Genomic DNA, 26,396 nt, shown 5'->3' with positions numbered 1-26,396 from the left:
GTATCAGTTTTGACGAAACGACAAAACGTCATACCCATGGAACGACGATCATATCGTTCAATTATTAAACTAACTCTTTTAAAAGATTATCAATGTCCGTAAAAACTTTGTTAATCTCTTGTTCACCTTGAATTGTTTTTACATAACCAAGGTTATTATAAAAATCAAGTAAAGGCTGAGTTTGTTTGATATTTACTTCAAGACGGTTCGCAACTGTTTCTTCATTATCATCCGCACGTTGATAAAGTTCTCCACCACATTTTGGGCAAATACCTTCTTCAACAGGAGGATTGAAAATTAAGTGATAAGTAGCTCCACATTCTTTGCAAATACGACGACCTGTTAAACGTTCAATTAAAAGTTGTTGGTCTACATGAATGTTTAACACGAAGTCAATTTTACGATTCATTACTTTCAGAGTCTCTTCTAGTGCTTCAGCCTGCGCAACTGTTCTAGGAAAGCCATCCAATAAGAAACCGTTTTGGCAATCATCTTTTGCTAATCGTTCACGTACAATACCAATTGTTACCTCATCGGGAACAAGATGACCTTGATCCATAAACGATTTTGCTTGAAGACCTAGTTCTGTGCCGTCTTTAATCGCTGCACGGAACATATCGCCAGTAGATATATGAGGAATGCCGTATTTTTCGACAATTTTCTCAGCTTGTGTGCCTTTGCCTGCACCAGGAAGTCCCATTAGAATTAAATTCATGGTTAATCCTCCTCTAAATTAGGTGAGCAATAGGGAAAATAATCAATTCCCTACGCTCGATCTTTAATAAAGCCTTTGTAGTTTCTCTTAACAAGCTGACTTTCTAATTGTTTCATTGTCTCAAGTGCAACTCCGACTACGATTAGTAAACTTGTTCCTCCAATTTGAGCTGAAGGTGGTAAGTTCGCAATTTTACCAAATACAATTGGTAATAAAGCGATGACAGCTAAGAAAATAGCTCCTACGAAAGTTAAGCGATATAAGACTTTAATGATATATTCTTGAGTGCTTTTACCTGGGCGAATGCCTGGGATATAGCCACCTTGCTTCTGTAAATTTTCAGCCATTTGTTCTGGGTTAGCCTGAACAAATGTATAAAAATAAGTGAATGCAATGATCAAGATTAAATAAAATGCCATTCCCCATGGATTGTTATACGTAAAATGCGTTTTAATCCAATCAGTTACGTTGTTACTAGGTAAAAACGAAGCGATTGTTGATGGAGTGATTAAAAATGAAACAGCGAAGATTACCGGAATAACCCCAGCACCATTTACTTTTAATGGCAAGTGAGTAGATTGTCCTCCAACATAACTATTATTACCATTGTTTCGTTTAGCATATTGAATCGGAATTTTACGATTAGCTTGTTGGATGTAAATTACAGCTACGATTACTAATAGTAAAACTAAAACAACTAAGCCAACTTTCACAATGTTTAAGAATAGCGCGTCTCCAGCACCTTTAAATTGTTGCTGATAGACTTGATTCATTGTATTAGGTATAGCAGCAACTATACCACCAAAGATGATAACTGATATACCGTTCCCAACACCTTTAGCAGTAATCTGCTCACCTAACCACAATAAGAAAGATGTTCCAGCTGTTAGTACAATTGCTATATAAAGATAGGTTGACCAACCTGGATTTTCTATTAACATTCCGCCAGTAACATTATTCATACTGATTGATAACCCAATTGCTTCTACAAAACCAAGAATAATTGTGATGTATCTAGTCAGTTGAGTTAGTTTACGTCGACCAATCTCACCTTGCTTCGACCATTCAGTTAATTTAGGAACTACGTCCATTTGAAGTAACTGGATAATGATTGAAGCAGTAATGTAAGGCATTATACCCATTGCAAAAATCGAGAACTGTTTAAGAGCTCCTCCACCGAAAGTATTTAGAACTCCAAATACGCTCAATGAGCTATCTTGAGAAGCTAAAACCTCAGCGTTGACGTTTGGAACAGGTATAAACGTTCCAATACGAAATACAATTAACATTAATAACGTAAAGAATATTTTTTTTCTAATATCTGCAATGCGCATAAAGTTGGAGATTGTCCGGAACATTTTAGATCACCTCAGCATTTCCACCAGCTGCTTCGATTGCCTCTACTGCAGAAGATGAGAACTTGTGAGCTTTAACAGTAAGTTTAACTTCTAACTTACCATTACCTAAAATTTTAATACCAGATAATTCTTTACGAACAATACCAGTTTCAATCAGTAACTCAGGAGTTACTTCAGTTCCGTTTTCGAAGCGGTTTAACGTTTCAACATTAACGATTGCGTAATCTTTACGGTTGATGTTAGTGAAACCACGTTTTGGTAAACGACGGAATAAAGGAGTTTGACCACCTTCAAATCCAAGACGAACACCGCCACCTGAACGAGCGTTTTGTCCTTTATGACCTTTACCAGCAGTTTTACCAGTACCAGAACCGATACCACGACCGATACGTTTAGATACTTTACGAGAACCTTCTGTAGGTTTTAATTCATGAAGTTTCATTAGGGCACCTCCTTACTTATTCATGTTTCATTAAATTTCTTTTACAGATACAAGGTGAGAAACTTTGTTAATCATCCCACGCATTGCAGCGTTATCTTCTTTAACAACAGTTTGGTTTGTTTTAGTAATTCCTAAAGCACGAACTGTTGCTATTTGATCTTGTTTACGACCAATAACACTACGAGTAAGGGTAATTTCTAACTGTTTAGCCATCGTTATCCCTCCTTATTAACCTAGTAATTCTTCTACAGATTTACCACGTAATTTAGCAACTTCATCCGCACGTTTCAAGTTACTTAAACCTTCGATAGTAGCACGTACAATGTTTACTGGTGTGTTTGAACCAAGAGATTTAGATAAAATATCATGTACTCCAGCAAGTTCTAATACCGCACGAACAGGACCTCCTGCGATAACTCCAGTACCTTCAGAAGCAGGTTTTAAGAATACTTCACCAGCTCCAAAACGACCAGTAATTACGTGAGGAATTGTAGTTCCAACGATTGGTACATTAATTAGATTTTTCTTAGCATCTTCAACAGCTTTACGGATTGCATCAGGTACTTCTTGAGCTTTACCAGTACCAAAACCAACATGACCGTTTTTGTCACCAACAACTACTAATGCTGCAAAGCGGAAACGACGTCCACCTTTTACAACTTTAGCAACACGGTTGATCGTAACTAAGCGTTCTTCAAGCTCTAATTTATTAGGATCAATGCGACGCATGTATGTCCCTCCTTCTTTTATTAAAATTGTAAACCAGCTTCACGAGCAGCTTCAGCTAAAGCTTTTACGCGACCATGATATAAGTAACCACCGCGGTCGAATACAACTTCAGTAACACCTTTTTCAGTAGCGCGTTTTGCAACTAAACCACCTACTAAAGATGCTGCATCGATATTACCAGTACCATTTAAAGTTAATTCTTTATCTAAAGTTGATGCACTTGCTAATGTAACACCATTAACATCATCAATGATTTGAGCATAGATATGGTTGTTTGAACGATAAACGTTTAAACGTGGACGTTCTTGAGTACCAGATAATTTAGTACGAACACGAGCATGTCTTTTTTTACGTACTGCATTTTTATCAGCCTTAAAGATCATCTTGGTCACTCCTTTCTCTTATCTAGTTATAGATTACTTCGCAGTTTTACCTTCTTTACGACGAACCATTTCGCCTTCGTAACGGATACCTTTACCTTTGTAAGGCTCTGGTGGACGTACTTGACGGATGTAAGCAGCAAGTGCGCCTACACGTTCTTTGTCGATACCTTTAATACTGATTTTAGTATTTGAAGGTACTTCGATTTCAACACCATTCTCAGGAGTGATCTCAACTGGGTGAGAGAAACCAACAGCTAAAACAAGTTTGTCACCTGTTTTTGTAGCACGGTAACCTACCCCAACTAGTTCAAGGTTACGAGTATAACCATTAGTTACACCTTCAACCATGTTTCCTAAGATAGCACGAGTTGTACCATGAAGAGCACGGTGCTCTTTATTATCAGTTGGACGTGCAACTGTTAATACATTCTCGTTTAATTCGATTGTCATATCAGGACTAAAAGTACGAGTTAACTCACCTTTAGGTCCTTTTACTGTAATAGTATTGTTGTTATTAGTAAGAGTAACTCCAGCAGGAATTACAAGTTCTTTTTTACCAACACGAGACATTCACTACACCTCCATTCTCTCTGTGTTTTATTACCAAACGTATGCTAAGATTTCGCCACCAGTTTTAGCTTGACGAGCTTCTTTATCTGTCATTACACCTTTAGATGTTGAAATAATTGCAACACCTAAACCGTTAAGTACGCGAGGTACTTCGTCAGCTTTCGCGTAAACACGTAAGCCAGGCTTAGAGATTCTTTTTAATCCAGTGATAACACGTTCGTTGTTCACACCATATTTTAAGAAAATACGGATGATACCTTGTTTATCATCTTCAATGTACTCAACGTCACGGATGAAACCTTCACGTTTTAGAATTTCAGCAACTTCTTTCTTTAGGTTAGAACCTGGGAATTCTAATTTCTCGTGACGTACCATGTTCGCATTACGAATGCGAGTAAGCATATCTGCAATAGGATCTGTCATGACCATGTTCAGATAACCTCCTTCCTAATATCTATTGAATTACCAACTAGCTTTTTTAACGCCAGGGATTTGTCCTTTATAAGCAAGTTCACGGAAACAAATACGGCAAAGTTTAAATTTACGTAATACTGAGTGTGGACGTCCGCAACGTTCGCAACGTGTATACTCTTGTACTTTAAATTTCTGAGCACGTTTTTGTTTCGCAATCATTGATTTTTTAGCCACGTTTTCGCCTCCTCTTCTTTAGCGCTGGCTTTCATTATTTTTGAAAAGGCATTCCAAATAATGTTAGCATTTCACGAGCTTCTTCATCAGTATTTGCAGTAGTTACAATAACGATGTCCATACCACGTACTTTGTTTACTTTATCATAATCAATCTCTGGGAAGATTAATTGCTCTTTAACACCTAATGTGTAGTTTCCACGGCCATCGAATGACTTTTTAGAGATCCCACGGAAGTCACGTACACGAGGTAAAGTAACAGCAACTAATTTTTCAAAGAATTCGTACATACGCTCACCGCGTAATGTAACTTTCGCACCGATAGGCATTCCTTCACGAAGACGGAATTGAGCGATTGATTTTTTAGCTCTAGTTACAACAGGCTTTTGACCTGCGATTAAAGTTAATTCCTCAACAGCAGTATCTAATGCTTTTGAATTTGAAACAGCCTCACCAACACCCATGTTGATGACGATCTTTTCAATTTTTGGCACTTGCATAACTGATTTATAGTTAAACTTGCTCACAAGAGCAGGAGTGATTTCGTTTTGATATTTCTCGACTAGGCGGTTCATTCAGTTGACCTCCTTTCACAAATTTCTATTATTTATCAAGTAATTCGCCTGATTTTTTTGCAATACGTACTTTTTTACCATCCACTAATTGGTAACCTACGCGTGTAGGTACTCCAGTTTTTGGATCTAATGCCATAACATTAGAAACATGGATTGGTGCTTCTTTCTCGATGATGCCACCTTGTGGGTTAGCTTGAGTAGGTTTTGAGTGTTTTTTAATGATGTTAACACCCTCAACAAGTACGCGGTTTTTCTTTGGAAAAGCAGCAAGGATCACACCTTGTTTTCCTTTGTCTTTACCAGAGATAACTTGAACTTTATCACCTTTTTTTACATGCATCTTCTTCGTGCACCTCCTTAATAAGGCTTTCTGAAGTATTTATTAAAGTACATTAATTAAAGTACTTCTGGAGCTAATGATACGATTTTCATGAAGTTGCTATCACGTAATTCACGTGCAACTGGTCCGAAAATACGAGTACCACGTGGGCTCTTATCATCTTTAATGATAACAGCTGCGTTTTCATCAAAACGGATGTAAGTACCATCTGGACGACGAACACCACGTTTCGTACGAACGATAACAGCTTTGACTACATCACCTTTTTTAACAACGCCACCTGGTGTTGCTTGTTTCACTGTACAAACGATGATATCACCAATGTTTGCAGTTTTACGGCCTGAACCACCTAATACTTTAATAGTAAGTAATTCACGTGCACCTGAATTGTCAGCAACTTTTAAACGAGTTTCTTGTTGGATCATGTCAAATTGACCTCCTTTCGGATTAAGAATGATATCCGATCATCTATTAGATAATAACAGCTTCTTGTACGATTTCAACTAAACGGAAACGTTTTGTAGCTGATAATGGACGAGTCTCCATGATTTTTACGATATCGCCAACTTTTGCAGCGTTTAGCTCATCGTGCGTTTTATATTTCTTAGAATATTTAACGCGTTTTCCGTATAGTTTATGTGTTTTATAAGTTTCAACTACAACAGTAATTGTCTTATCCATCTTGTCAGAAACTACACGTCCTGTGTAAACTTTACGTTGGTTACGTTCGCTCACTGTGCAAACCTCCCCTCATTATTAATTATTAGAGTTAATTTCTCTTTCACGTACTACAGTTTTCATACGAGCAATACCTTTACGAACCTCACGAATACGCGCAGTGTTCTCTAATTGACCTGTAGCTAATTGGAAACGAAGGTTGAATAACTCTTCTTTAAGAGATTTCACTTTTAATTCAATTTCAGCAGTAGTAAGATCGCGAATCTCATTAGTTTTCATTAGAATCACCACCATTGTCTTCGCGTTTTACGAATTTACATTTAACTGGTAATTTGTGAGCAGCTAAGCGAAGTGCTTCACGAGCTACCTCTTCAGATACACCAGCGATTTCGAACATAATTTTGCCAGGTTTAACAACTGCAACCCAACCTTCTGGAGCACCTTTACCACTACCCATACGAACCTCAAGAGGTTTAGCAGTGTAAGGTTTAGAAGGGAAGATCTTAATCCATACTTTACCGCCACGTTTCATGTAACGAGTCATTGCACGACGCGCTGCTTCAATTTGACGGTTAGTAATCCAAGAAGCTTCAGTTGATTGTAAACCGAATTCACCGAATGCAATTTCAGTACCACCTTTGGCACGTCCACGCATTTTTCCACGATGTTCTCTTCTATATTTAACACGTTTAGGCATTAACATAATTAATTTCCTCCTTCCTCAGAAGCTTTCTTTTTTGTAGGAAGAACTTCACCTTTGTAGATCCATACTTTTACGCCTAGTTTACCGTATGTTGTATCTGCTTCTGCAGTTGCATAATCGATATCCGCACGTAATGTATGAAGTGGCACTGTACCTTCACTATATGATTCTGCACGAGCAATATCTGCTCCGCCAAGACGACCAGAAACTTGTGTTTTAATACCTAATGCACCAGCACGCATAGCACGTTGAAGTACTTGCTTTTGAGCACGACGGAATGAAACACGGTTTTCTAATTGACGAGCGATGTTTTCAGCTACTAATTTAGCATCAAGATCTGCTCTTTTAATTTCGATGATGTTAATATGAACACGTTTGCCAGTAAGTTTGTTTAAAGCCTTACGAAGAGCTTCAACTTCTGAACCACCTTTACCGATTACCATACCTGGTTTTGCAGTGTGTACAGTGATGTTTACACGGTTAGCAGCTCTTTCGATTTCTACTTTAGATACAGCAGAATCTTTTAAACGAGTGCTAATGTATTCACGAATTTTGATATCTTCATGTAAAAGATCAGCGTAGTCTTTTTCAGCGTACCATTTAGATTCCCAATCTTTAATAATACCAACTCGAAGTCCGACTGGATTTACCTTTTGTCCCATCGATTATCCCTCCTTCTTCTCTGATACCACGATTGTAATGTGGCTTGTACGTTTGTTGATTGCGCTAGCACGTCCTTGTGCACGAGGGCGGAAACGTTTTAAAGTAGCACCTTCATCAACGAATACTTTTTCGATGTATAAGTTATTAACATCCATATCATAGTTATGCTCTGCGTTAGCAATAGCAGATTTTAATAATTTTTCTACAACAGGAGAAGCAGTTTTCGGTGTGTGTCGAAGGATTGCGATCGCTTCGCCCACTTGTTTACCTCGGATTAAATCGACTACTAGACGAACTTTACGAGGAGCGATACGAACTGTTCTCAGTACAGCTTTAGCTTGCATTGGAGTGCCTCCTCTCATTATCTTCTAGTTTTCTTGTCATCCGCATCGTGACCTTTGTAAGTACGAGTTGGAGCAAATTCACCAAGTTTGTGACCTACCATATCTTCCGATACATATACAGGTACGTGTTTACGACCATCGTATACTGCAATAGTATGTCCGATAAATTGTGGGAAAATAGTCGAACGACGTGACCAAGTTTTTACAACTTGCTTAGAGTCAGTTTCGTTTAATTTCTCAACTTTAGTTAATAAGTGATCATCAATAAATGGACCTTTTTTCAGGCTGCGTCCCATTGTGGTACCTCCCTTCGTGATTGACCTACGGTTCTAGTGAACCGTAGCACAACCGCGTTATTTTTTACGACGACGAACGATAAATTTGTCTGACGCTTTGTTTTTCTTACGAGTTTTGTAACCAAGAGTTGGTTTACCCCATGGAGACATTGGTGATTTACGTCCGATTGGAGAGCGTCCTTCACCACCACCGTGTGGGTGATCAACTGGGTTCATTACAGATCCACGTACAGTTGGGCGTTTACCCATCCAACGAGAACGACCTGCTTTACCGATGTTAATAAGTTCGTGATGTTCGTTACCTACTTGACCTACTGTCGCGCGGCAAGTAGCTAAGATCATACGTACTTCACCAGAGTTTAAACGAACTAGTACATAACGGTCTTCTTTACCTAATACTTGTGCAGAAGTACCAGCTGAACGTACTAATTGTCCTCCACGACCTGGTTTTAACTCGATGTTGTGAATTGTAGTACCTACTGGAATGTTTACAAGTGGTAAAGCGTTACCTACTTTAATATCAGCTTCAGGACCTGAAACGATTTCCATTCCTACTACTAAGTTTTTAGGAGCTAGGATGTAACGTTTTTCTCCATCAGCGTAGTTAATTAAAGCAATGTTTGCAGAACGGTTTGGATCGTACTCGATTGTAGCAACGCGTCCTGGTATACCATCTTTATCTCGTTTGAAATCGATGATACGGTATTGACGTTTGTGTCCACCACCTTGGTGACGAACAGTAATTTTACCTTGGTTGTTACGGCCAGCTTTTTTGCTAAGTGGTGCTAGTAATGATTTTTCTGGTTTATCAGTAGTGATCTCAGCAAAATCATTAGTAGTCATACCACGGCGACCGTTAGTGGTTGGTTTATACTTTTTGATTCCCATCGTAATTTCCCTCCTTTTCTAGTAATTAGTATTAAACGCCTTCGAATAATGTGATTTCTTGGCTATCAGTAGTTAATTTAACGATTGCTTTTCTACGACGGTTAGTGTAACCAGCATGTTTACCCATACGTTTAAACTTACCTTTGTAGTTCATTACGTTAACTTTCTCTACTTTAACACCGAAGATTGCTTCAATAGCATCTTTAACTTCAGTTTTATTAGCTCTTACATCAACTTCAAAAGTGTATTTTTTTTCAGAAATTGCTTCCATAGAAGCTTCAGTGATAACTGGGCGTTTGATAATATCGCGAGGATCCTTCATTATACAAGCACCTCCTCTACTTTTTGCACCGCAGCTTTAGTCATGATTAGAGTATCATGATGTAAAACGTCGATTACGTTTACTTCATTAGCCGCAAGAACTGTAATACCAGGTAAGTTGCGAGCAGATAAAGCTACGTTTTCATTTAGGTCAGCTGTTACGATTAAGACTTTCTTTTGAACTGATAAGCCTTGTAATACAGTAACCATATCTTTTGTTTTTGGTGCGTTTAACGCTAAATCTTCAAGCACTAACATGCTTTGCTCTAATACTTTTGTAGATAAAGCAGATTTAATCGCTAAGCGACGTACCTTTTTAGGTAATTTATATGAATATGATCTTGGAGCTGGACCGAATACGATACCACCACCACGCCATTGTGGAGAACGGATTGAACCTTGACGAGCACGGCCAGTTCCTTTTTGTCTCCATGGTTTACGACCACCACCACGTACTTCAGAACGTGTTTTTACTTTGTGAGTACCTTGACGTAAAGACGCACGTTGCATCATTACAGCATCAAATAAAACGTGTTCGTTTGGAGCAATTCCGAAAACAGCATCTGCTAATTCGATTTCTCCTACTTGAGCACCTGTTTGATTAAACATAGTAACTTTAGGCATTTCATTTCCTCCTTTCTTCTAAATTAATTATTTAGATTTAACCGCAGTACGGATTGTTACGTAAGATTTTTTAGAACCAGGTACATTACCTTTTACTAAAAGTAAGTTACGTTCAACGTCAACTTTAACGATTTGTAGGTTTTGTACAGTTACTTTTTCTCCACCCATTTGACCAGGTAAAGCTTTGTTTTTGAATACACGGTTCGGAGCAACAGGACCCATTGAACCTGGACGACGGTGGTAACGAGAACCGTGAGACATTGGTCCACGAGATTGGTTGTGGCGTTTAATGCTACCTTGGAATCCTTTACCTTTTGAAGTACCAGTTACATCAACGATGTCACCATTTGCAAAAATATCTACTTTGACTTCTTGACCAACTTCATAAGCTGTTACGTCAGCATTGCGAAGTTCACGAACGAAGCGCTTAGGTGCAGTGTTTGCTTTAGCAGAGTGTCCTTTTTCTGGTTTGTTAGCTAATTTCTCACGTTTGTCAGCAAATCCGATTTGGATTGCTTCATAACCGTCAGTTTCAGTAGTTTTCTTTTGTAAAACCACGTTTGGAGTAGCTTCGATTACAGTTACTGGAATTAACTCACCGTTTTCAGCAAATACTTGTGTCATACCGATCTTTTTCCCTAAGATTCCTTTAGTCATAAGTCACACCTCCTGAATTTATATATAATGTTATTAAAGTTTGATTTCAATATCAACGCCAGATGGTAAATCTAGTCTCATTAATGAATCAACTGTTTGTGGAGTTGGATTCACGATATCGATTAAACGTTTGTGTGTGCGCATTTCGAATTGCTCACGAGAATCTTTGTATTTATGAACCGCACGAAGGATCGTGTAAACTGATTTCTCAGTTGGTAATGGAATCGGACCAGATACAGAAGCACCAGAACGTTTCGCTGTTTCAACGATTTTCTCTGCAGATTGATCTAAAATACGGTGATCATAAGCTTTTAAACGAATACGAATTTTTTCTTTTGCCATAATTTTCCCTCCTTTTTCGCCTATTTAAGTAATAGACATACTCCATGGAAATTTCCTTACACTCGCCATGGCAAAGCGGCCGGGTGTATCAGCAACCTTCCATTTCTACGCAGTCAAAGACCAACATCATCTATTATACATAAAAAATAATGCTATTGCAAGCATTTGTTATAAGTTTAAATAAATTAATGTTTTGCCGTCTTTAGTACTTAGTTATTATATTATCTTCGTTTATTAAAATCAAGCAAGAATCGGTTTTCTATTATAATAAAAATATTTCCAATTTACATAAAAAAAAGCTTAGAAGAATAAATCTTCTAAGCTTTTAAGTTTAATTATTCAACGATTGTAGCAACTACACCAGCGCCTACAGTACGTCCGCCCTCACGGATAGAGAACTTAGTACCTTCTTCAACAGCGATTGCGTTGATTAATTCAACAGTCATTTCGATGTTGTCGCCAGGCATAACCATTTCAACGCCTTCTGGTAATTGGATGATTCCAGTTACGTCAGTTGTACGGAAATAGAATTGTGGACGGTAGTTAGCGAAGAATGGAGTATGACGTCCACCTTCTTCTTTAGATAAAACGTAAACTTCAGCTTTGAACTTAGTGTGTTGTTTAACTGAACCTGGTTTAGCTAAAACTTGACCACGTTGGATATCGTCACGAGCAACCCCACGAAGAAGTGCACCGATGTTATCTCCAGCTTCTGCTTGATCAAGAAGTTTACGGAACATTTCAACACCTGTTACAGTAGTTGATTTTGGCTCTTCAGTGAAACCGATGATCTCGATTACTTCACCAACTTTAACTACTCCACGCTCAACACGACCAGTAGCAACTGTTCCACGACCAGTGATTGAGAATACATCCTCAACTGGCATTAAGAAAGGCTTGTCAGTTTCACGAGCTGGTGTTGGAATGTAAGAATCAACTTCAGCCATTAATTCATGAATTTTAGCTTCCCACTCAGCATCTCCTTCAAGAGCTTTAAGTGCAGAACCTTTGATTACTGGAATGTCATCGCCAGGGAATTCGTATTCTGATAAAAGATCACGGATTTCCATTTCAACTAATTCAAGTAATTCTTCGTCGTCAACCATGTCACATTTGTTCATGAATACTACGATGTAAGGTACACCTACTTGACGAGATAAAAGAATGTGCTCACGAGTTTGAGGCATTGGACCATCAGCAGCAGATACTACTAAGATACCACCGTCCATTTGAGCAGCACCAGTGATCATGTTTTTAACATAGTCAGCGTGACCTGGGCAGTCAACGTGTGCATAGTGACGAGTTTCAGTTTCGTACTCAACGTGTGCAGTAGAGATTGTGATACCACGTTCTCTTTCTTCTGGAGCACCATCGATTTGATCGTAAGCGCGAGCTTCAGCTCCACCTACTTTAGCTAATACAGTTGTAATAGCAGCAGTTAATGTAGTTTTACCATGGTCAACGTGTCCGATTGTACCAATGTTAACGTGTGGTTTTACACGTTCGAATTTAGCTTTACCCATTGTAAAAATCCTCCTTATAATTAAGAAAATTAATTTTTAGTTTTATTATTATGCTACAAAAGGTTAGACACCCTTTGTAGCTAACATAAATAGTTATACATGATGAGAACTAAATAATCAATTACTCACCTTTATATTTTTTGATAATTTCTTCTGAAATTGATTTTGGTACATCTTCATAGTGGTCAAATACCATTGAGAACGTTCCACGACCTTGAGTGTTAGAACGTAATGAAGTTGCATAACCAAACATTTCAGAAAGAGGTACCATAGCACGAACAACTTGAGCGTTACCACGTGCTTCCATACCTTCAACGCGTCCACGACGAGAAGTAATATCACCCATGATATCTCCTAAGTATTCCTCAGGGATAACAACTTCTACTTTCATTAATGGTTCAAGTAGAACTGGGTTACATTTCTTAACAGCGTTTTTAAGAGCTAAAGAAGCAGCAACTTTAAACGCCATCTCGTTTGAGTCAACATCATGGTATGAACCGTCAAAAAGACGAGCTTTAATGTCGATTAGTGGGAATCCAGCTAATACACCATTTTTAAGAGAGTCTTCAAGACCTGCAGCTACTGCTGGGATGTATTCACGAGGAACAACACCACCAACGATACCATTTTCAAATTCAAAGCCTTTTCCTTCTTCGTTAGGTGAGAATTCAATCCAAACGTGTCCGAATTGTCCACGTCCACCTGACTGACGAACGAATTTCCCTTCTACTTGTGCAGAAGAACGGAAAGTTTCACGGTATGCTACTTGAGGAGCACCAACGTTAGCTTCTACTTTAAATTCACGACGCATACGGTCAACGATGATATCAAGGTGAAGTTCACCCATACCAGCGATGATTACTTGACCAGTTTCTTGATCAGTATGTGCACGGAATGTTGGATCTTCTTCAGTTAATTTAACTAATGCTTGACCCATTTTATCTTGGTCAGCCTTAGATTTTGGCTCGATTGCGATCGAGATAACTGGTTCTGGGAACTCCATAGACTCAAGAATTACTAGATTCTTTTCATCACATAAAGTATCTCCAGTTGTAGTATCTTTAAGACCTACAGCCGCAGCGATATCTCCAGCATATACTTTCGAAATCTCTTGACGAGAGTTAGCATGCATTTGTAGGATACGTCCTACACGCTCACGCTTACCTTTTGTAGAGTTTTGAACGTATGAACCAGATTCTAACGTACCTGAGTAAACTCGGAAGAACGTTAATTTACCAACATAAGGATCAGTCATGATTTTGAATGCTAAAGCTGCGAAAGGCTCTTCATCACTTGATGGAACTACTTTCTCTTCTTCAGTATCAGGTAACGTTCCTTTGATAGCTGGTACATCTAATGGAGATGGTAGGTAATCAATAACTGCATCAAGCATTAATTGAACACCTTTGTTTTTGAAAGCAGAACCACAAACTACTGGGTAGAATTGTACTGAACATGTAGCTGTACGAATAGCAGCTTTTAATTCAGCAAGTGTGATTTCTTCACCTTCAAGATATTTCATCATTAATTCTTCGTCTAGCTCAGCTACCGCTTCGATTAAACGACCACGGTACTCATCAGCTAGTTCTTGATATTCTTCAGGAATTTCGATAGTTTCAATGTCAGTTCCTAAGTCATTATTGTACTTAATAGCTTTCATTTCAACTAGGTCAACAATACCCCAGAAGTTATCTTCAGCACCCATCGCTAATTGGATTGGGTGTGCGTTAGCTTGTAAACGGTCATGTAATGTACCTACAGAGTATAAGAAATCCGCGCCGATTTTATCCATTTTATTAACGAATACTACACGTGGAACTCCGTAAGTAGTTGCTTGACGCCAAACTGTTTCAGTTTGAGGCTCAACACCTGATTGTGCATCAAGTACTGCTACTGCGCCATCAAGTACACGTAGTGAACGTTCAACTTCTACAGTGAAGTCTACGTGACCTGGAGTATCAATGATATTTACACGGTGGTTATCCCATTGAGCTGTTGTAGCAGCAGATGTGATAGTGATACCACGCTCTTGCTCTTGCTCCATCCAGTCCATTTGTGAAGCTCCTTCATGAGTTTCACCAATTTTGTGAATACGACCTGTGTAATAAAGGATACGCTCAGTTGTTGTTGTTTTACCAGCATCAATGTGAGCCATGATCCCAATATTACGAGTGTTATTTAAGGAGAACTCTCTTGTCATCAGGGTTCTTTCTCCCTTCCAGTATTAGTTAGGATTTTTTAGTACAAGAAAAAGTTATTCCTATACATACCTCATGTTATTAAGTTAAGCAAGCACTACAATCAAAGAACAATTATGATCCTAAGTTATGTAATCCGACGTTCACCTACTTTATCTAGCAAGCTAAATAATAAATAGGTGAACGACTTAACCAACATTCATTATGTGCAGAAATAACTAAATTGCTTTTAATCTTACCAACGGTAGTGAGCAAACGCTTTGTTCGCTTCTGCCATTTTGTGTGTATCTTCACGTTTCTTAACTGCAGAACCTGAGTTGTTAGCTGCGTCAAGAATTTCGTTAGCTAAACGCTCTTCCATCGTTTTTTCTCCACGAAGACGAGCATAGTTTACTAACCAACGTAGACCTAGAGTAGTACGACGCTCTGGACGTACCTCAACTGGTACTTGGTAGTTAGAACCACCAACACGACGAGCTCTTACTTCTAGAACTGGCATGATATTTTTAAGAGCTGCTTCGAATACTTCCATTGGTTCTTTACCAGAACGTTCTTGGATTAATTCAAATGCTCCGTATAAGATAGCTTGAGATTTTCCTCTTTTTCCGTCAATCATCATTTTGTTGATTAAACGAGAAACTAACTTTGAATTATAAAGTGGATCTGGTAATACATCTCTTTTTGCAACAGGACCTTTACGTGGCATGTTATTTCCTCCTTTCGGCTAGTTGTTATTTATTACTTCTTAGCTGCTTTTGGTCTCTTAGTTCCGTATTTAGAACGACCTTGCATACGCTTGTCAACACCTGCAGTATCTAATGCACCACGAACGATATGGTAACGTACCCCCGGTAAATCTTTTACTCGTCCACCACGGATAAGAACAACACTGTGCTCTTGTAAGTTGTGTCCGATACCTGGGATATAAGCAGTTACCTCGATTTGGTTTGTTAAACGTACACGAGCATATTTACGTAATGCTGAGTTCGGTTTCTTTGGAGTCATAGTACCAACACGAGTACAAACACCACGTTTTTGTGGAGCTGATAAATCAGTTGATTTTTTCTTTAATGAGTTGAAACCTTTATTTAATGCTGGTGATTTTGATTTCCATACTTTAGAAGTACGTCCATTACGCACTAACTGGTTAATAGTAGGCATGAGTTTTCCTCCCTTCAAATATTTATAAGACCACACATCCAGGTGGTTCATAATAAGTTGAAAACAAAGTTTTTGCAAGAAGGAAGAAGACTTCCTTCTCACAAAAACAGTTTTAACTGTATATTCCTAAATTAGCCCCGGATCTAACCTGCTTAGATTAGCAGTGCTATTGTCTAGGAGCAACCTTGAATATCTTATCATTTTTCATCAAATGATGTCAACTCAAGTTTTAAAATATTTTAAGTTTATTTTTCAACTAATACTTCTTCGTTTATTTCAACTGATTCATTTAAATCTTTAACAAGATCTACTCTGCGGTATCTATTCATACCAGTACCAGCTGGAACCAACTTACCTATAATAACATTCTCTTTTAATCCTAGCAACTCATCTCGTTTTCCTTTAATCGCAGCGTCTGTTAATACACGCGTTGTTTCTTGGAATGATGCAGCAGATAGGAATGAGTCTGTTTCTAATGATGCTTTTGTAATACCTAGTAATAATGGGCGTGCAGTAGCCGGTTGTTTACCTGCAAATAAAGCTTCTTTATTCGCTTCAGTAAACTGGTGTAGTTCTAATAATGTACCAGGTAATAAATCAGTTTCACCCGCATCCATTACACGAACTTTTTTCAGCATTTGACGTACCATTACCTCTACGTGTTTGTCTCCAATTTCTACCCCTTGCATACGGTATACTTTTTGTACTTCACGTAGTAAGTATTCTTGAACAGCATTTGTACCTTTTACTTTTAGAAGTTCTTTCGGATCAATTGAACCTTCAGTCATTACTTGACCGCGTTCAATCTTTTCACCTTCTTGAACTTTTAGTCTAGCACCATAAGGAACTGGGTAATTTCTAGATTCAACTGTGCCTTGAACAATAATTTCTTGTTTGTCTTTAGCATCAGTAGAAATTGAAATAATACCATCAATTTCAGATATAACTGCTTGACCTTTAGGATTACGCGCTTCAAATAGCTCTTGAATACGAGGTAAACCTTGAGTGATATCGTCTCCTGCTACCCCACCAGTATGGAATGTACGCATCGTTAACTGTGTACCTGGCTCACCGATTGATTGAGCAGCGATAATACCAACTGCCTCACCAACTTCAACCTCGGCACCTGTAGCTAAGTTGCGACCATAACATTTTTTACATACTCCATGGCTAGTATTACATGTAAATGCAGAACGGATATTAACTTCTTCAATACCTGCATCGATAATTTCTCGAGCTAAGTCTTCAGTAATTAAATCGTTTTCTTGCGCAAGTAATACACCTGTTTCTGGGTGACGTATAGTTGCACGTAAATGACGACCAACTAGACGATCATACAATCCTTCAATAATTTCGTTACCTTCTTTAATCGCCTTTACATGTAAACCGCGGTCAGTACCACAATCATCTTGACGAACAATTACATCTTGTGCAACGTCTACAAGACGACGAGTTAAGTAACCTGAATCGGCTGTTTTAAGTGCTGTATCGGCAAGACCTTTACGCGCACCGTGTGTTGAGATGAAGTATTCAAGTACCGTTAGACCTTCACGGAATGAAGATTTGATTGGTAACTCAATAATACGTCCAGCCGGGTTGGCCATCAGACCACGCATACCTGCAAGCTGAGTGAAGTTCGATGCATTACCACGGGCACCAGAGTCACTCATCATAAAGATTGGGTTACGTTTATTTAGGGAAGCCATCAGTTTCCCTTGAATTACATCCTTCGCATCACTCCAAATTGCGATTACACGATCGTAACGCTCATCTTCTGTGATTAAACCACGACGGAATTGTTTTAGAACTTTATCTACTTTTTCTTGCGCTTCAGCAATAATTAATTGCTTCTCAGGTAATACGATGATATCGGATACACCAACTGTAATACCAGCTTTTGTAGAGTGTCTAAATCCAAGATCCTTCATGCGGTCAAGCATTTTAGATGTTTCAGTAATTTTGAAACGTTTAAATACTTCAGCGATGATATTTCCAAGTATTTTCTTTTTGAAAGGAGCAATTTCTTCTCTACTTTCGATAATCTCTTTAATATTCGCGCCTTTAGCCACGAAATACATCTGAGGAGTTTCCTTCTCAAGGTTACTTTGAGTAGGTTCATTAATAAACGGGAACGAAGTAGGTAAGATTTCATTGAAGATTAGCTTACCAACCGTTGTGATTAATAATGAGTTATTTTGTTCTTCAGTAAATGTTTCGTTATTTAACGAATTTGCTGCAACAGCAACTCGAGAATGTAAATGTACATAACCATTTTGGTATGCGATTAACGCTTCATTAATATCTTTAAATACCATACCTTCACCGACTGCGCCTGCACGCTCAAGAGTTAGGTAATAGTTACCTAATACCATATCTTGAGATGGTGTAACTACTGGTTTACCATCTTTCGGGTTCAGGATGTTTTGTGCTGCAAGCATTAAAATACGAGCTTCTGCTTGAGCTTCACTTGATAACGGTACGTGAACAGCCATTTGGTCACCATCAAAATCGGCGTTGTATGCAGTACATACAAGCGGATGTAGACGGATTGCGCGGCCTTCTACTAATGTAGGTTCGAACGCTTGGATACCAAGTCTGTGTAGAGTTGGGGCACGGTTTAGTAACACTGGATGCTCACGAATAACTGATTCTAACACATCCCAAATTTCTGGGTGTAAACGCTCAATTTTACGTTTCGCTGACTTAATGTTATGTGCTAATCCACGCTCTACTAATTCTTTCATCACGAATGGCTTGAATAATTCAATCGCCATTTCTTTTGGTAATCCACATTGGTACATCTGTAAGTTTGGTCCTACAACGATAACCGAACGACCAGAGTAGTCAACACGTTTACCAAGTAAGTTTTGACGGAAACGTCCTTGCTTACCTTTAAGCATGTGAGAAAGAGATTTTAATGGACGGTTACCTGGTCCAGTAACTGGACGGCCACGACGACCATTGTCAATTAACGCATCAACAGCTTCTTGAAGCATACGTTTTTCGTTTTGTACGATGATGCTAGGTGCACCAAGGTCTAATAAACGTTTTAAACGATTGTTACGGTTAATTACTCGACGATATAAATCGTTTAGATCTGATGTTGCAAAACGCCCACCATCTAATTGAACCATTGGTCGTAATTCAGGTGGAATTACTGGTAGCACATCTAAGATCATCCAAGATGGCTCATTACCAGAGTTACGGAAAGCTTCTAACACTTCTAAACGTTTAATTGCTCTTGTACGACGTTGACCTTGAGCAGTTTTTAACTCTTCTTTTAAAGAGTCAACATCTTTTTCAAGGTTAATATCGCTTAATAATTTTTTAATTGCTTCTGCACCCATAGATGCTTGGAAAGTTTGACCATAGCGCTCACGATAAGCACGGAATTCTTTCTCAGAAAGCAATTGTTTCTTTTCTAAAGGAGTATCTCCTGCTTCAGTTACTACGTAAGAAGCAAAGTAGATTACTTCTTCCAGAGCACGAGGGGACATGTCTAAAACAAGTCCCATTCGGCTTGGAATACCTTTGAAATACCAAATATGTGAAACTGGTGCAGCTAATTCAATGTGACCCATACGCTCACGACGTACTTTTGCACGAGTAACCTCAACTCCACAACGATCACAAACTACACCTTTATAACGTACACGTTTGTACTTACCGCAATGACATTCCCAGTCTTTTGTTGGACCGAAAATACGTTCACAAAAAAGTCCATCTTTTTCTGGTTTTAACGTACGGTAGTTAATTGTTTCAGGTTTTTTAATTTCCCCGTATGACCACGAGCGAATTTTGTCAGGCGATGCAAGTCCGATCTTCATATACTCGAATTTATTTACATCTATCAAGGGGCCTACCTCCCTTTCTGTCCTAAGGTTTTACCCAATATATTACTTATTCTTTTACGTATTCCATATCCATCGCTAAATGTTCTGAAGCTTGATCATCATCATCTTCAGTATCGCGCATTTCGATTTCTTGATCTGTAGCAGACATCATCTTAACATCCATACCAAGTGACTGTAATTCTTTAATTAATACTTTGAATGATTCAGGTACACCAGGTTCTGGTACGTTTTCACCCTTAACGATTGCTTCGTATGTTTTAACACGTCCAACAACGTCATCGGATTTAACTGTTAAGATTTCTTGTAATGTGTATGCAGCACCGTATGCTTCAAGTGCCCAAACCTCCATCTCACCAAAACGTTGTCCACCAAATTGTGCTTTACCACCAAGTGGTTGTTGCGTTACTAATGAGTAAGGTCCTGTTGAACGAGCATGTAACTTATCGTCAACCATGTGCGCAAGTTTGATCATATACATGACACCTACAGAAACACGGTTATCGAAAGGCTCACCACTACGTCCATCATATAGTACAGTTTTTGCATCACGTGCCATACCAGCTTCTTCAATTGTTCCCCAAACATCTTCCTCACGCGCTCCGTCAAATACTGGAGAAGCAACATGAACGCCAAGATATCTTGCAGCCATACCTAAGTGTAGCTCTAATACTTGACCGATGTTCATACGAGAAGGTACCCCTAATGGGTTTAACATGATATCAACTGGCGTTCCATCAGGTAAGAATGGCATATCTTCTTCTGGTAAGATACGAGAGATAACCCCTTTATTACCATGTCGTCCAGCCATTTTATCCCCTTCAGAGATTTTACGTTTCTGAACGATATATACACGAACAAGTTGGTTTACTCCTGGTGGTAATTCATCACCGTTTTCACGAGTGAATACTTTCACATCAAGAATAATTCCGCCTCCACCGTGTGGAACACGTAAAGATGTATCACGAACTTCACGAGCTTTTTCACCGAAGATTGCGTGTAGAAGACGTTCTTCAGCAGTTAACTCAGTAACCCCTTTAGGTGTTACTTTACCAACTAATAAGTCACCATCTTTTACTTCTGCACCAATTCGGATGATTCCACGCTCATCAAGATTTTTAAGTGCATCTTCACCAACGTTTGGAATATCACGAGTGATTTCTTCAGGTCCTAATTTTGTATCACGAGCTTCTGATTCATATTCTTCAATATGAACTGAAGTGTAAACATCTTCTTTTACTAGACGGCGACTCATAATGATCGCATCCTCGTAGTTGTAACCGTCCCATGTCATGAATGCTACTAATACGTTACGTCCTAGTGCTAATTCACCTTTTTCCATTGAAGGTCCATCTGCAAGAATTTCGCCTCTTACTACTTCATCACCAACACTTACGATTGGGCGTTGGTTATAACAAGTACCTTGGTTAGAACGTACGAATTTTAACATACGGTATTTATCAAGGTCACCTTTAACTTTTTGTCCATCTACTTCTGAGTAGCGACGTACCCAAACTTCTTTCGCTTCAACACGTTCAACAATACCAGGATGTTTACAGATTACTGCAGCACCAGAGTCTTTTGCTGATACGTATTCCATACCTGTACCTACGATTGGAGATTCAGGGTTTAACAATGGAACTGCTTGACGTTGCATGTTCGCTCCCATTAGGGCACGGTTAGAGTCATCGTTCTCTAAGAAAGGAATACATGCTGTCGCAGCTGATACTACTTGTTTTGGAGATACATCCATGTAGTCGATACGTTCACGTTTAACAACTGTGTTATCTCCACGGAAACGAGCTACTACATCTTCATCTAAGAAGCTTCCGTCATCACCTAAACGAGCATTCGCTTGGGCTACAACGTATAGATCCTCTTCATCAGCAGTTAAGTAATCAATTTTATCAGTTAGACGACCTGTTTCAGGGTCTACACGACGATATGGAGTTTCAATAAATCCAAATTGATTTACCTTTGCATAAGAAGAAAGCGAGTTAATTAACCCGATATTCGGTCCCTCAGGCGTTTCAATCGGACACATACGACCATAGTGAGAGTAATGAACGTCACGCACTTCAAAGCCTGCACGCTCACGCGTTAAACCACCTGGTCCTAAAGCTGATAGTCTTCGTTTATGAGTTAATTCTGCAAGAGGGTTTGTTTGGTCCATGAATTGTGATAACTGTGAGCTACCAAAGAATTCTTTTATTGAAGCAATTACAGGGCGAATGTTAATTAACGCCTGTGGAGTAACTGCATTTGTATCTTGAATTGACATACGTTCACGAACTACACGCTCCATACGAGATAAACCGATACGGAATTGGTTTTGAAGTAATTCTCCAACTGAACGTAAACGACGATTTCCTAAATGGTCAATATCGTCAGTGTCACCTACGTTATGTAGCAGGTTAAAGAAGTAAGAAATAGAAGCGATAATGTCGGCAGGTGAAATATTTTTCACACTTTTACTTACATTAGCATTTCCGATTACTTGAATAACTTGTTCGCCATCACCTTCAACTGGAGCGTAAATTTTAATAGATTGTAGAGTAATCTCTTCATCTAATACGCCAGCAGCAGGGTGAGCAATTTTTTCACCGATATTCTTCTCTAAGAACGGAATAATGCGGTCTAAAGTACGACGATCAAGAGTTGTCCCTTTTTCCACAATAATTTCACCAGTTTCTGGATCCACTAATGTTTCTGCAATACGTTGGTTAAACAGTCTATTTTTAATGTGTAATTTTTTATTTATTTTGTAGCGTCCAACGCTAGCTAAATCATAACGCTTCGGATCAAAGAAGCGAGTAATTAATAAGTTTTTAGCATTTTCTACTGTAGGTGGTTCACCTGGACGTAATCTTTCATAGATTTCAAGAAGCGCCTTTTCAGTGCTATCTGTGTTATCTTTTTCAAGCGTATTACGTAGGTATTCATTCTCGCCTAGTAAGTCTAGAATCTCTTGGTCTGTACCAAACCCAAGCGAACGTAGTAGTACCGTTACAGGTAATTTTCTCGTACGGTCAATACGTACATAAACTACATCCTTCGCGTCCGTTTCGTACTCTAACCAAGCACCACGGTTAGGAATAACTGTAGCAGTAAAACCTTTTTTACCATTTTTGTCGATCTTCCCACTATAGTACACACTTGGTGAACGTACTAATTGTGAAACGATTACACGTTCAGCACCATTAATAATGAATGTACCTGTGTCTGTCATCAATGGGAAATCACCCATGAAAACGTCTTGCTCCTTAACTTCGCCAGTTTCCTTATTTAATAGGCGAACTTTCACTCGAAGTGGAGCAGCGTAGTTTACGTCACGCTCTTTTGATTCTTCTACAACATACTTCGGCTCACCTAAACTGTAATCAATGAATTCTAATGATAGATTACCTGTGAAATCCTCAATCGGTGAAATGTCTTGGAACATCTCTCTCAAACCTTCATCTAAAAACCATTGGTAAGATGCTGTTTGAATTTCAATTAAGTTAGGTAACTCTAAAACTTCACTGATACGAGCATAGCTTCTGCGTTGGCGGTGTCGTCCATATTGAACTAGTTGACCTGTCAACATATTCACCCCTTAAATCAAGAGTATTTAATACAAAAAAATAGTAACAAATAAGCAAAAAACTCCCTTACTTGTTAAACAAAAAATAAAATGGTTTCAAAATGAAAACCATTTATTAAACTTAACGACAGTCATTTTACTATCATTTCCAAAGAATATAGAAATATACATATTTCCAAAAAAATCATTTTTGAAAATAAATATATATTGGCATTTAATAATACTATCACAAGCAAAATTTAGAGTCAATCTTTTTTACTTTTTATGATATAATATCCTTTATCTTTTTTTACAACCTCTACTTCATCAAAGATCCCCTTTAACAATTCAAGTGCTGAAGGTGCTCCTTGTTTCTTTTGAATCACTACCCATAACTCTCCACCAGGAAGTATTTTTTCATGAGCACCGGCCAAAATCTCATGAACCACAGCTTTACCAGCTCGAATCGGAGGATTTGTTAAAATAGCTGCATATTCACCCGTAACATTTTCATAGATACTACTTTCATAGATTTTTACATTTTCTATTTTATTTACATTCGCGTTGTCTTTTGCAAGCTCAATCGCTCGTAAATTCACATCGATCATTTCTACCATACGACCAGCATCATCTTTCGCAATCGATAACCCGATCGGACCATAACCACAACCAACATCTAAAATATTCCCTTCAATTTCGGGGAATTCGAAAGAGTCTATTAAAACTCGCGACCCAAAATCTACTTCATTCCTAGAAAAGACGCCTGAATCAGATTGAAACCTCAAATCATTACCTCTTAAAGTAAATGAAAATACCTTTTTATCAGTTTTACTATTCGGTTGATTTGTAAAATAATGATCTGCCATAATAAATCCTTCTTCCATATAAACTTAACAATAGTCTTCCCAAAAGTAATTCCATATGCACAAAAAAAGCTCGCATAAATGCGAGCTTTTCTAAAAAGTTTTTAGAAATTACTTAACTTCTACGTTAGCGCCAACTTCTTCAAGTTTAGCTTTCATTTCTTCAGCTTCTTCTTTGCTGATTCCTTCTTTAATTGCTTTAGGAGTGTTGTCAACTAATTCTTTAGCTTCTTTTAATCCTAAACCAGTAATTTCACGAACTACTTTGATTACTTTAATTTTTTGGTCGCCAGGGCTAGCTAATACTAAATCAAATTCAGTTTGCTCAGCAGCAGCTTCAACAGCTCCACCAGCCATAACCATAGGAGCAGCAGCAGTTACGCCGAACTCTTCTTCGATTGCTTTTACTAAGTCATTTAATTCTAATACAGTCATGTTTTTAACTGCTTCAATGATTTGTTCTTTAGTCATTGTTAATTTCCTCCTTGTTTATACCTATAAATTATATATTTTAAGCGATCTTGGCATTAAGCGCCTTGTTCTTCTTTTTGTTCTGCAACTGCTTTAGTTGCAAGAGCGAAGTTGCGGATTGGTGCTTGTAGCACGCTAAGCAACATAGAAAGTAAACCTTCGCGAGATGGAAGTTCAGCAAGAGCTTTAACTTCTTCAACAGTAGCAACATTTCCTTCGATTACACCAGCTTTAATTTCTAAAGCCTCATGTTTCTTAGCGAAATCGTTGATTACTTTAGCAGGAGCGATTACATCCTCCATACTAAACGCGATTGCGTTTGGACCAGTTAACGATTCGTTTAAATCAGCTAAACCAGCTTCTTCAGCAGCACGACGAGTTAAAGTGTTTTTGTAAACTTTGAACTCAACGCCAGCTTCACGTAATTGCTTACGTAATTCAGTTACTTCAGCAACATTTAAACCACGGTAGTCAACAACAACTGTTGATTTACTATCACGTAATTTTGCAGCCACTTCAGATACAACTTGTTTTTTAGCTTCTAATACTGCGCTCATTTATTACACCTCCTGTGGATTTTAGTGTGTATACCGCAAAAGTGTAACCATAGCAAAACCTCCACGAATTTTTCAAAAAAAGACATGGAGGTTGTATATGCACGAATTTATCAGTTATACACCTCGGTAGGATATTAAGCGTAAGCACCTACTGTCTACGGTAGTCTATTTAATTAGCAAGACAATCTCCATTATAGAGAGTTCTTGTCGAATTGTCAACTTTGTTTTTATATCTTAGAAACTAGATGGATCTACTTTGATACCAGGGCCCATAGTTGAAGTGATTGCTACGTTCTTCATGTATGTTCCTTTAGCAGCAGCAGGTTTAACTTTTAACATAGTTTCAAAGATTGTTGTAAAGTTTTCTACTAACTTTTCGTTTTCGAAAGATACTTTACCGATTGGTACGTGAATGTTACCAGCTTTATCAACACGGTATTCAACTTTACCAGCTTTGATTTCGTTAACAGCTTTTGTTACGTCAAATGTAACTGTACCTGTTTTAGGGTTTGGCATTAAACCTTTAGGTCCTAATACACGTCCTAATTTACCAACTTCAGCCATCATGTCTGGAGTTGCTACTACTACATCAAAATCGAACCAACCTTGTTGGATTTTGTTAATCATGTCAGCATCGCCTACGAAATCAGCACCAGCAGCTTCAGCTTCTTTAGCTTTTTCACCTTTAGCGAATACTAATACACGTTGTACTTTACCAGTACCGTGTGGAAGAACTACTGCACCACGAATTTGTTGGTCAGCTTTCTTTGGATCTACTCCTAAACGGAATGCTACTTCAACTGTTGCATCAAAGTTAACAGTTGTAGTCTTTTTAACAAGTTCTACAGCTTCGTTTACTGCGTAAACAGCTGTACGATCTACTAATTTAATAGCTTCTTGGTATTTTTTACCTTTGTTAGCCATGTTCTATTCCT

Annotated in this window: 33 protein-coding genes and 1 other annotated feature; all 33 genes read right to left on the bottom strand. The window is 38.4% G+C overall.

Annotated elements, in window-relative coordinates:
* Nucleotides 1-64 precede the first annotated feature (64 nt).
* The 33 genes from CN601_RS17510 to rplA all read right to left on the bottom strand — a co-directional run bounded on the left by CN601_RS17510 (nucleotide 65) and on the right by rplA (nucleotide 26,385).
* Nucleotides 65-715 (bottom strand): adenylate kinase, encoded by a 651-nt coding sequence (locus CN601_RS17510; RefSeq protein WP_098121868.1) that lies wholly within the window; start codon nucleotides 713-715, stop codon nucleotides 65-67.
* Between the two features lie 50 nt (nucleotides 716-765).
* The gene (secY, locus tag CN601_RS17505) at nucleotides 766-2,073 is read right to left on the bottom strand and encodes a preprotein translocase subunit SecY (RefSeq protein WP_098121867.1); all 1,308 of its coding nucleotides are present in this window, start codon (nucleotides 2,071-2,073) and stop codon (nucleotides 766-768) included.
* 1 nt (nucleotide 2,074) lies between these two features.
* On the bottom strand, nucleotides 2,075-2,515 hold the full coding sequence (rplO, locus tag CN601_RS17500; protein ID WP_098121866.1) for a 50S ribosomal protein L15: 441 nt from the start codon (nucleotides 2,513-2,515) through the stop codon (nucleotides 2,075-2,077).
* Nucleotides 2,516-2,545: 30 nt separating this feature from the next.
* Nucleotides 2,546-2,728 (bottom strand): 50S ribosomal protein L30, encoded by a 183-nt coding sequence (gene rpmD, locus CN601_RS17495; protein WP_088070790.1) that lies wholly within the window; start codon nucleotides 2,726-2,728, stop codon nucleotides 2,546-2,548.
* 15 nt (nucleotides 2,729-2,743) lie between these two features.
* Complete coding sequence (gene rpsE / locus CN601_RS17490) at nucleotides 2,744-3,244, bottom strand: 30S ribosomal protein S5 (RefSeq protein ID WP_056467462.1); 501 nt, start codon at nucleotides 3,242-3,244, stop codon at nucleotides 2,744-2,746.
* 20 nt (nucleotides 3,245-3,264) lie between these two features.
* Nucleotides 3,265-3,627 carry a 50S ribosomal protein L18 gene (gene rplR, locus CN601_RS17485; RefSeq protein WP_098121865.1) on the bottom strand — a complete coding sequence of 121 codons (363 nt, stop codon included), beginning with the start codon at nucleotides 3,625-3,627 and terminating at the stop codon, nucleotides 3,265-3,267.
* A gap of 33 nt (nucleotides 3,628-3,660) precedes the next feature.
* Complete coding sequence (rplF, locus tag CN601_RS17480) at nucleotides 3,661-4,197, bottom strand: 50S ribosomal protein L6 (RefSeq protein WP_098121864.1); 537 nt, start codon at nucleotides 4,195-4,197, stop codon at nucleotides 3,661-3,663.
* A gap of 30 nt (nucleotides 4,198-4,227) precedes the next feature.
* Nucleotides 4,228-4,626: a 30S ribosomal protein S8 gene (gene rpsH, locus CN601_RS17475; protein ID WP_098121863.1), complete on the bottom strand. Its 399-nt coding sequence runs from the start codon at nucleotides 4,624-4,626 to the stop codon at nucleotides 4,228-4,230.
* A gap of 33 nt (nucleotides 4,627-4,659) precedes the next feature.
* A complete protein-coding gene (locus CN601_RS17470; protein ID WP_056467450.1) occupies nucleotides 4,660-4,845 on the bottom strand; it encodes a type Z 30S ribosomal protein S14 in 186 nt (61 codons plus the stop codon).
* Nucleotides 4,846-4,879: 34 nt separating this feature from the next.
* Entirely contained in the window at nucleotides 4,880-5,419 is a 540-nt protein-coding gene (rplE, locus tag CN601_RS17465) for a 50S ribosomal protein L5 (RefSeq protein ID WP_098121862.1), read from the bottom strand.
* A 28-nt stretch (nucleotides 5,420-5,447) separates the two neighbouring features.
* Nucleotides 5,448-5,759 carry a 50S ribosomal protein L24 gene (gene rplX, locus CN601_RS17460; protein WP_098121861.1) on the bottom strand — a complete coding sequence of 104 codons (312 nt, stop codon included), beginning with the start codon at nucleotides 5,757-5,759 and terminating at the stop codon, nucleotides 5,448-5,450.
* A gap of 56 nt (nucleotides 5,760-5,815) precedes the next feature.
* Complete coding sequence (gene rplN, locus CN601_RS17455; RefSeq protein WP_088003815.1) at nucleotides 5,816-6,184, bottom strand: 50S ribosomal protein L14; 369 nt, start codon at nucleotides 6,182-6,184, stop codon at nucleotides 5,816-5,818.
* A gap of 46 nt (nucleotides 6,185-6,230) precedes the next feature.
* Nucleotides 6,231-6,494, bottom strand: coding sequence for a 30S ribosomal protein S17 (gene rpsQ, locus CN601_RS17450; protein ID WP_098121860.1), 264 nt, complete (start codon nucleotides 6,492-6,494; stop codon nucleotides 6,231-6,233).
* A gap of 21 nt (nucleotides 6,495-6,515) precedes the next feature.
* A complete protein-coding gene (gene rpmC, locus CN601_RS17445) occupies nucleotides 6,516-6,716 on the bottom strand; it encodes a 50S ribosomal protein L29 (RefSeq protein WP_088044553.1) in 201 nt (66 codons plus the stop codon).
* On the bottom strand, nucleotides 6,706-7,140 hold the full coding sequence (gene rplP / locus CN601_RS17440; protein WP_056467431.1) for a 50S ribosomal protein L16: 435 nt from the start codon (nucleotides 7,138-7,140) through the stop codon (nucleotides 6,706-6,708). Before rplP ends, rpmC begins: the two co-directional genes overlap by 11 nt.
* 2 nt (nucleotides 7,141-7,142) lie before the next feature.
* Nucleotides 7,143-7,802, bottom strand: coding sequence for a 30S ribosomal protein S3 (rpsC, locus tag CN601_RS17435; RefSeq protein WP_098121859.1), 660 nt, complete (start codon nucleotides 7,800-7,802; stop codon nucleotides 7,143-7,145).
* 3 nt (nucleotides 7,803-7,805) lie between these two features.
* Nucleotides 7,806-8,147 carry a 50S ribosomal protein L22 gene (gene rplV, locus CN601_RS17430; protein ID WP_056467425.1) on the bottom strand — a complete coding sequence of 114 codons (342 nt, stop codon included), beginning with the start codon at nucleotides 8,145-8,147 and terminating at the stop codon, nucleotides 7,806-7,808.
* Between the two features lie 17 nt (nucleotides 8,148-8,164).
* A complete protein-coding gene (rpsS, locus tag CN601_RS17425; protein ID WP_056467422.1) occupies nucleotides 8,165-8,443 on the bottom strand; it encodes a 30S ribosomal protein S19 in 279 nt (92 codons plus the stop codon).
* Between the two features lie 57 nt (nucleotides 8,444-8,500).
* Complete coding sequence (gene rplB, locus CN601_RS17420) at nucleotides 8,501-9,331, bottom strand: 50S ribosomal protein L2 (RefSeq protein WP_056467419.1); 831 nt, start codon at nucleotides 9,329-9,331, stop codon at nucleotides 8,501-8,503.
* A 31-nt stretch (nucleotides 9,332-9,362) separates the two neighbouring features.
* Nucleotides 9,363-9,653: a 50S ribosomal protein L23 gene (gene rplW / locus CN601_RS17415; protein ID WP_098121857.1), complete on the bottom strand. Its 291-nt coding sequence runs from the start codon at nucleotides 9,651-9,653 to the stop codon at nucleotides 9,363-9,365.
* A complete protein-coding gene (gene rplD, locus CN601_RS17410) occupies nucleotides 9,653-10,276 on the bottom strand; it encodes a 50S ribosomal protein L4 (protein WP_098121856.1) in 624 nt (207 codons plus the stop codon). Before rplD ends, rplW begins: the two co-directional genes overlap by 1 nt.
* A gap of 27 nt (nucleotides 10,277-10,303) precedes the next feature.
* Entirely contained in the window at nucleotides 10,304-10,933 is a 630-nt protein-coding gene (gene rplC, locus CN601_RS17405) for a 50S ribosomal protein L3 (protein WP_098121855.1), read from the bottom strand.
* Nucleotides 10,934-10,966: 33 nt separating this feature from the next.
* The gene (rpsJ, locus tag CN601_RS17400) at nucleotides 10,967-11,275 is read right to left on the bottom strand and encodes a 30S ribosomal protein S10 (RefSeq protein WP_056467407.1); all 309 of its coding nucleotides are present in this window, start codon (nucleotides 11,273-11,275) and stop codon (nucleotides 10,967-10,969) included.
* Nucleotides 11,276-11,610: 335 nt separating this feature from the next.
* Nucleotides 11,611-12,798: an elongation factor Tu gene (gene tuf / locus CN601_RS17395; RefSeq protein WP_098121854.1), complete on the bottom strand. Its 1,188-nt coding sequence runs from the start codon at nucleotides 12,796-12,798 to the stop codon at nucleotides 11,611-11,613.
* Nucleotides 12,799-12,919: 121 nt separating this feature from the next.
* Complete coding sequence (gene fusA, locus CN601_RS17390) at nucleotides 12,920-14,998, bottom strand: elongation factor G (protein ID WP_098121853.1); 2,079 nt, start codon at nucleotides 14,996-14,998, stop codon at nucleotides 12,920-12,922.
* A gap of 233 nt (nucleotides 14,999-15,231) precedes the next feature.
* Nucleotides 15,232-15,702, bottom strand: a complete 471-nt coding sequence (gene rpsG / locus CN601_RS17385) for a 30S ribosomal protein S7 (RefSeq protein ID WP_056467395.1) — start codon at nucleotides 15,700-15,702, stop codon at nucleotides 15,232-15,234.
* 32 nt (nucleotides 15,703-15,734) lie between these two features.
* Nucleotides 15,735-16,157, bottom strand: a complete 423-nt coding sequence (gene rpsL, locus CN601_RS17380) for a 30S ribosomal protein S12 (protein ID WP_056467392.1) — start codon at nucleotides 16,155-16,157, stop codon at nucleotides 15,735-15,737.
* Nucleotides 16,158-16,402: 245 nt separating this feature from the next.
* Nucleotides 16,403-20,011: a DNA-directed RNA polymerase subunit beta' gene (gene rpoC / locus CN601_RS17375; RefSeq protein ID WP_098121852.1), complete on the bottom strand. Its 3,609-nt coding sequence runs from the start codon at nucleotides 20,009-20,011 to the stop codon at nucleotides 16,403-16,405.
* A 46-nt stretch (nucleotides 20,012-20,057) separates the two neighbouring features.
* Nucleotides 20,058-23,591: a DNA-directed RNA polymerase subunit beta gene (gene rpoB, locus CN601_RS17370; RefSeq protein WP_098121851.1), complete on the bottom strand. Its 3,534-nt coding sequence runs from the start codon at nucleotides 23,589-23,591 to the stop codon at nucleotides 20,058-20,060.
* Between the two features lie 245 nt (nucleotides 23,592-23,836).
* Entirely contained in the window at nucleotides 23,837-24,436 is a 600-nt protein-coding gene (locus CN601_RS17365; RefSeq protein WP_098121850.1) for a class I SAM-dependent methyltransferase, read from the bottom strand.
* 108 nt (nucleotides 24,437-24,544) lie between these two features.
* Entirely contained in the window at nucleotides 24,545-24,904 is a 360-nt protein-coding gene (rplL, locus tag CN601_RS17360) for a 50S ribosomal protein L7/L12 (RefSeq protein ID WP_098121849.1), read from the bottom strand.
* Between the two features lie 56 nt (nucleotides 24,905-24,960).
* Nucleotides 24,961-25,461 carry a 50S ribosomal protein L10 gene (gene rplJ / locus CN601_RS17355; protein WP_098121848.1) on the bottom strand — a complete coding sequence of 167 codons (501 nt, stop codon included), beginning with the start codon at nucleotides 25,459-25,461 and terminating at the stop codon, nucleotides 24,961-24,963.
* 43 nt (nucleotides 25,462-25,504) lie between these two features.
* Nucleotides 25,505-25,640 (bottom strand) — a sequence feature (ribosomal protein L10 leader region).
* 55 nt (nucleotides 25,641-25,695) lie between these two features.
* Nucleotides 25,696-26,385 carry a 50S ribosomal protein L1 gene (gene rplA / locus CN601_RS17350; protein WP_098121847.1) on the bottom strand — a complete coding sequence of 230 codons (690 nt, stop codon included), beginning with the start codon at nucleotides 26,383-26,385 and terminating at the stop codon, nucleotides 25,696-25,698.
* Nucleotides 26,386-26,396 lie beyond the last annotated feature (11 nt).

Origin of the sequence: Bacillus sp. AFS017336 (assembly GCF_002555445.1) — a bacterium.
Lineage (GTDB): Bacteria > Bacillota > Bacilli > Bacillales > Bacillaceae_G > Gottfriedia.
Note: the sequence above shows the minus strand (reverse complement) of the source record. Positions and strands in the feature narration are given on the sequence as shown.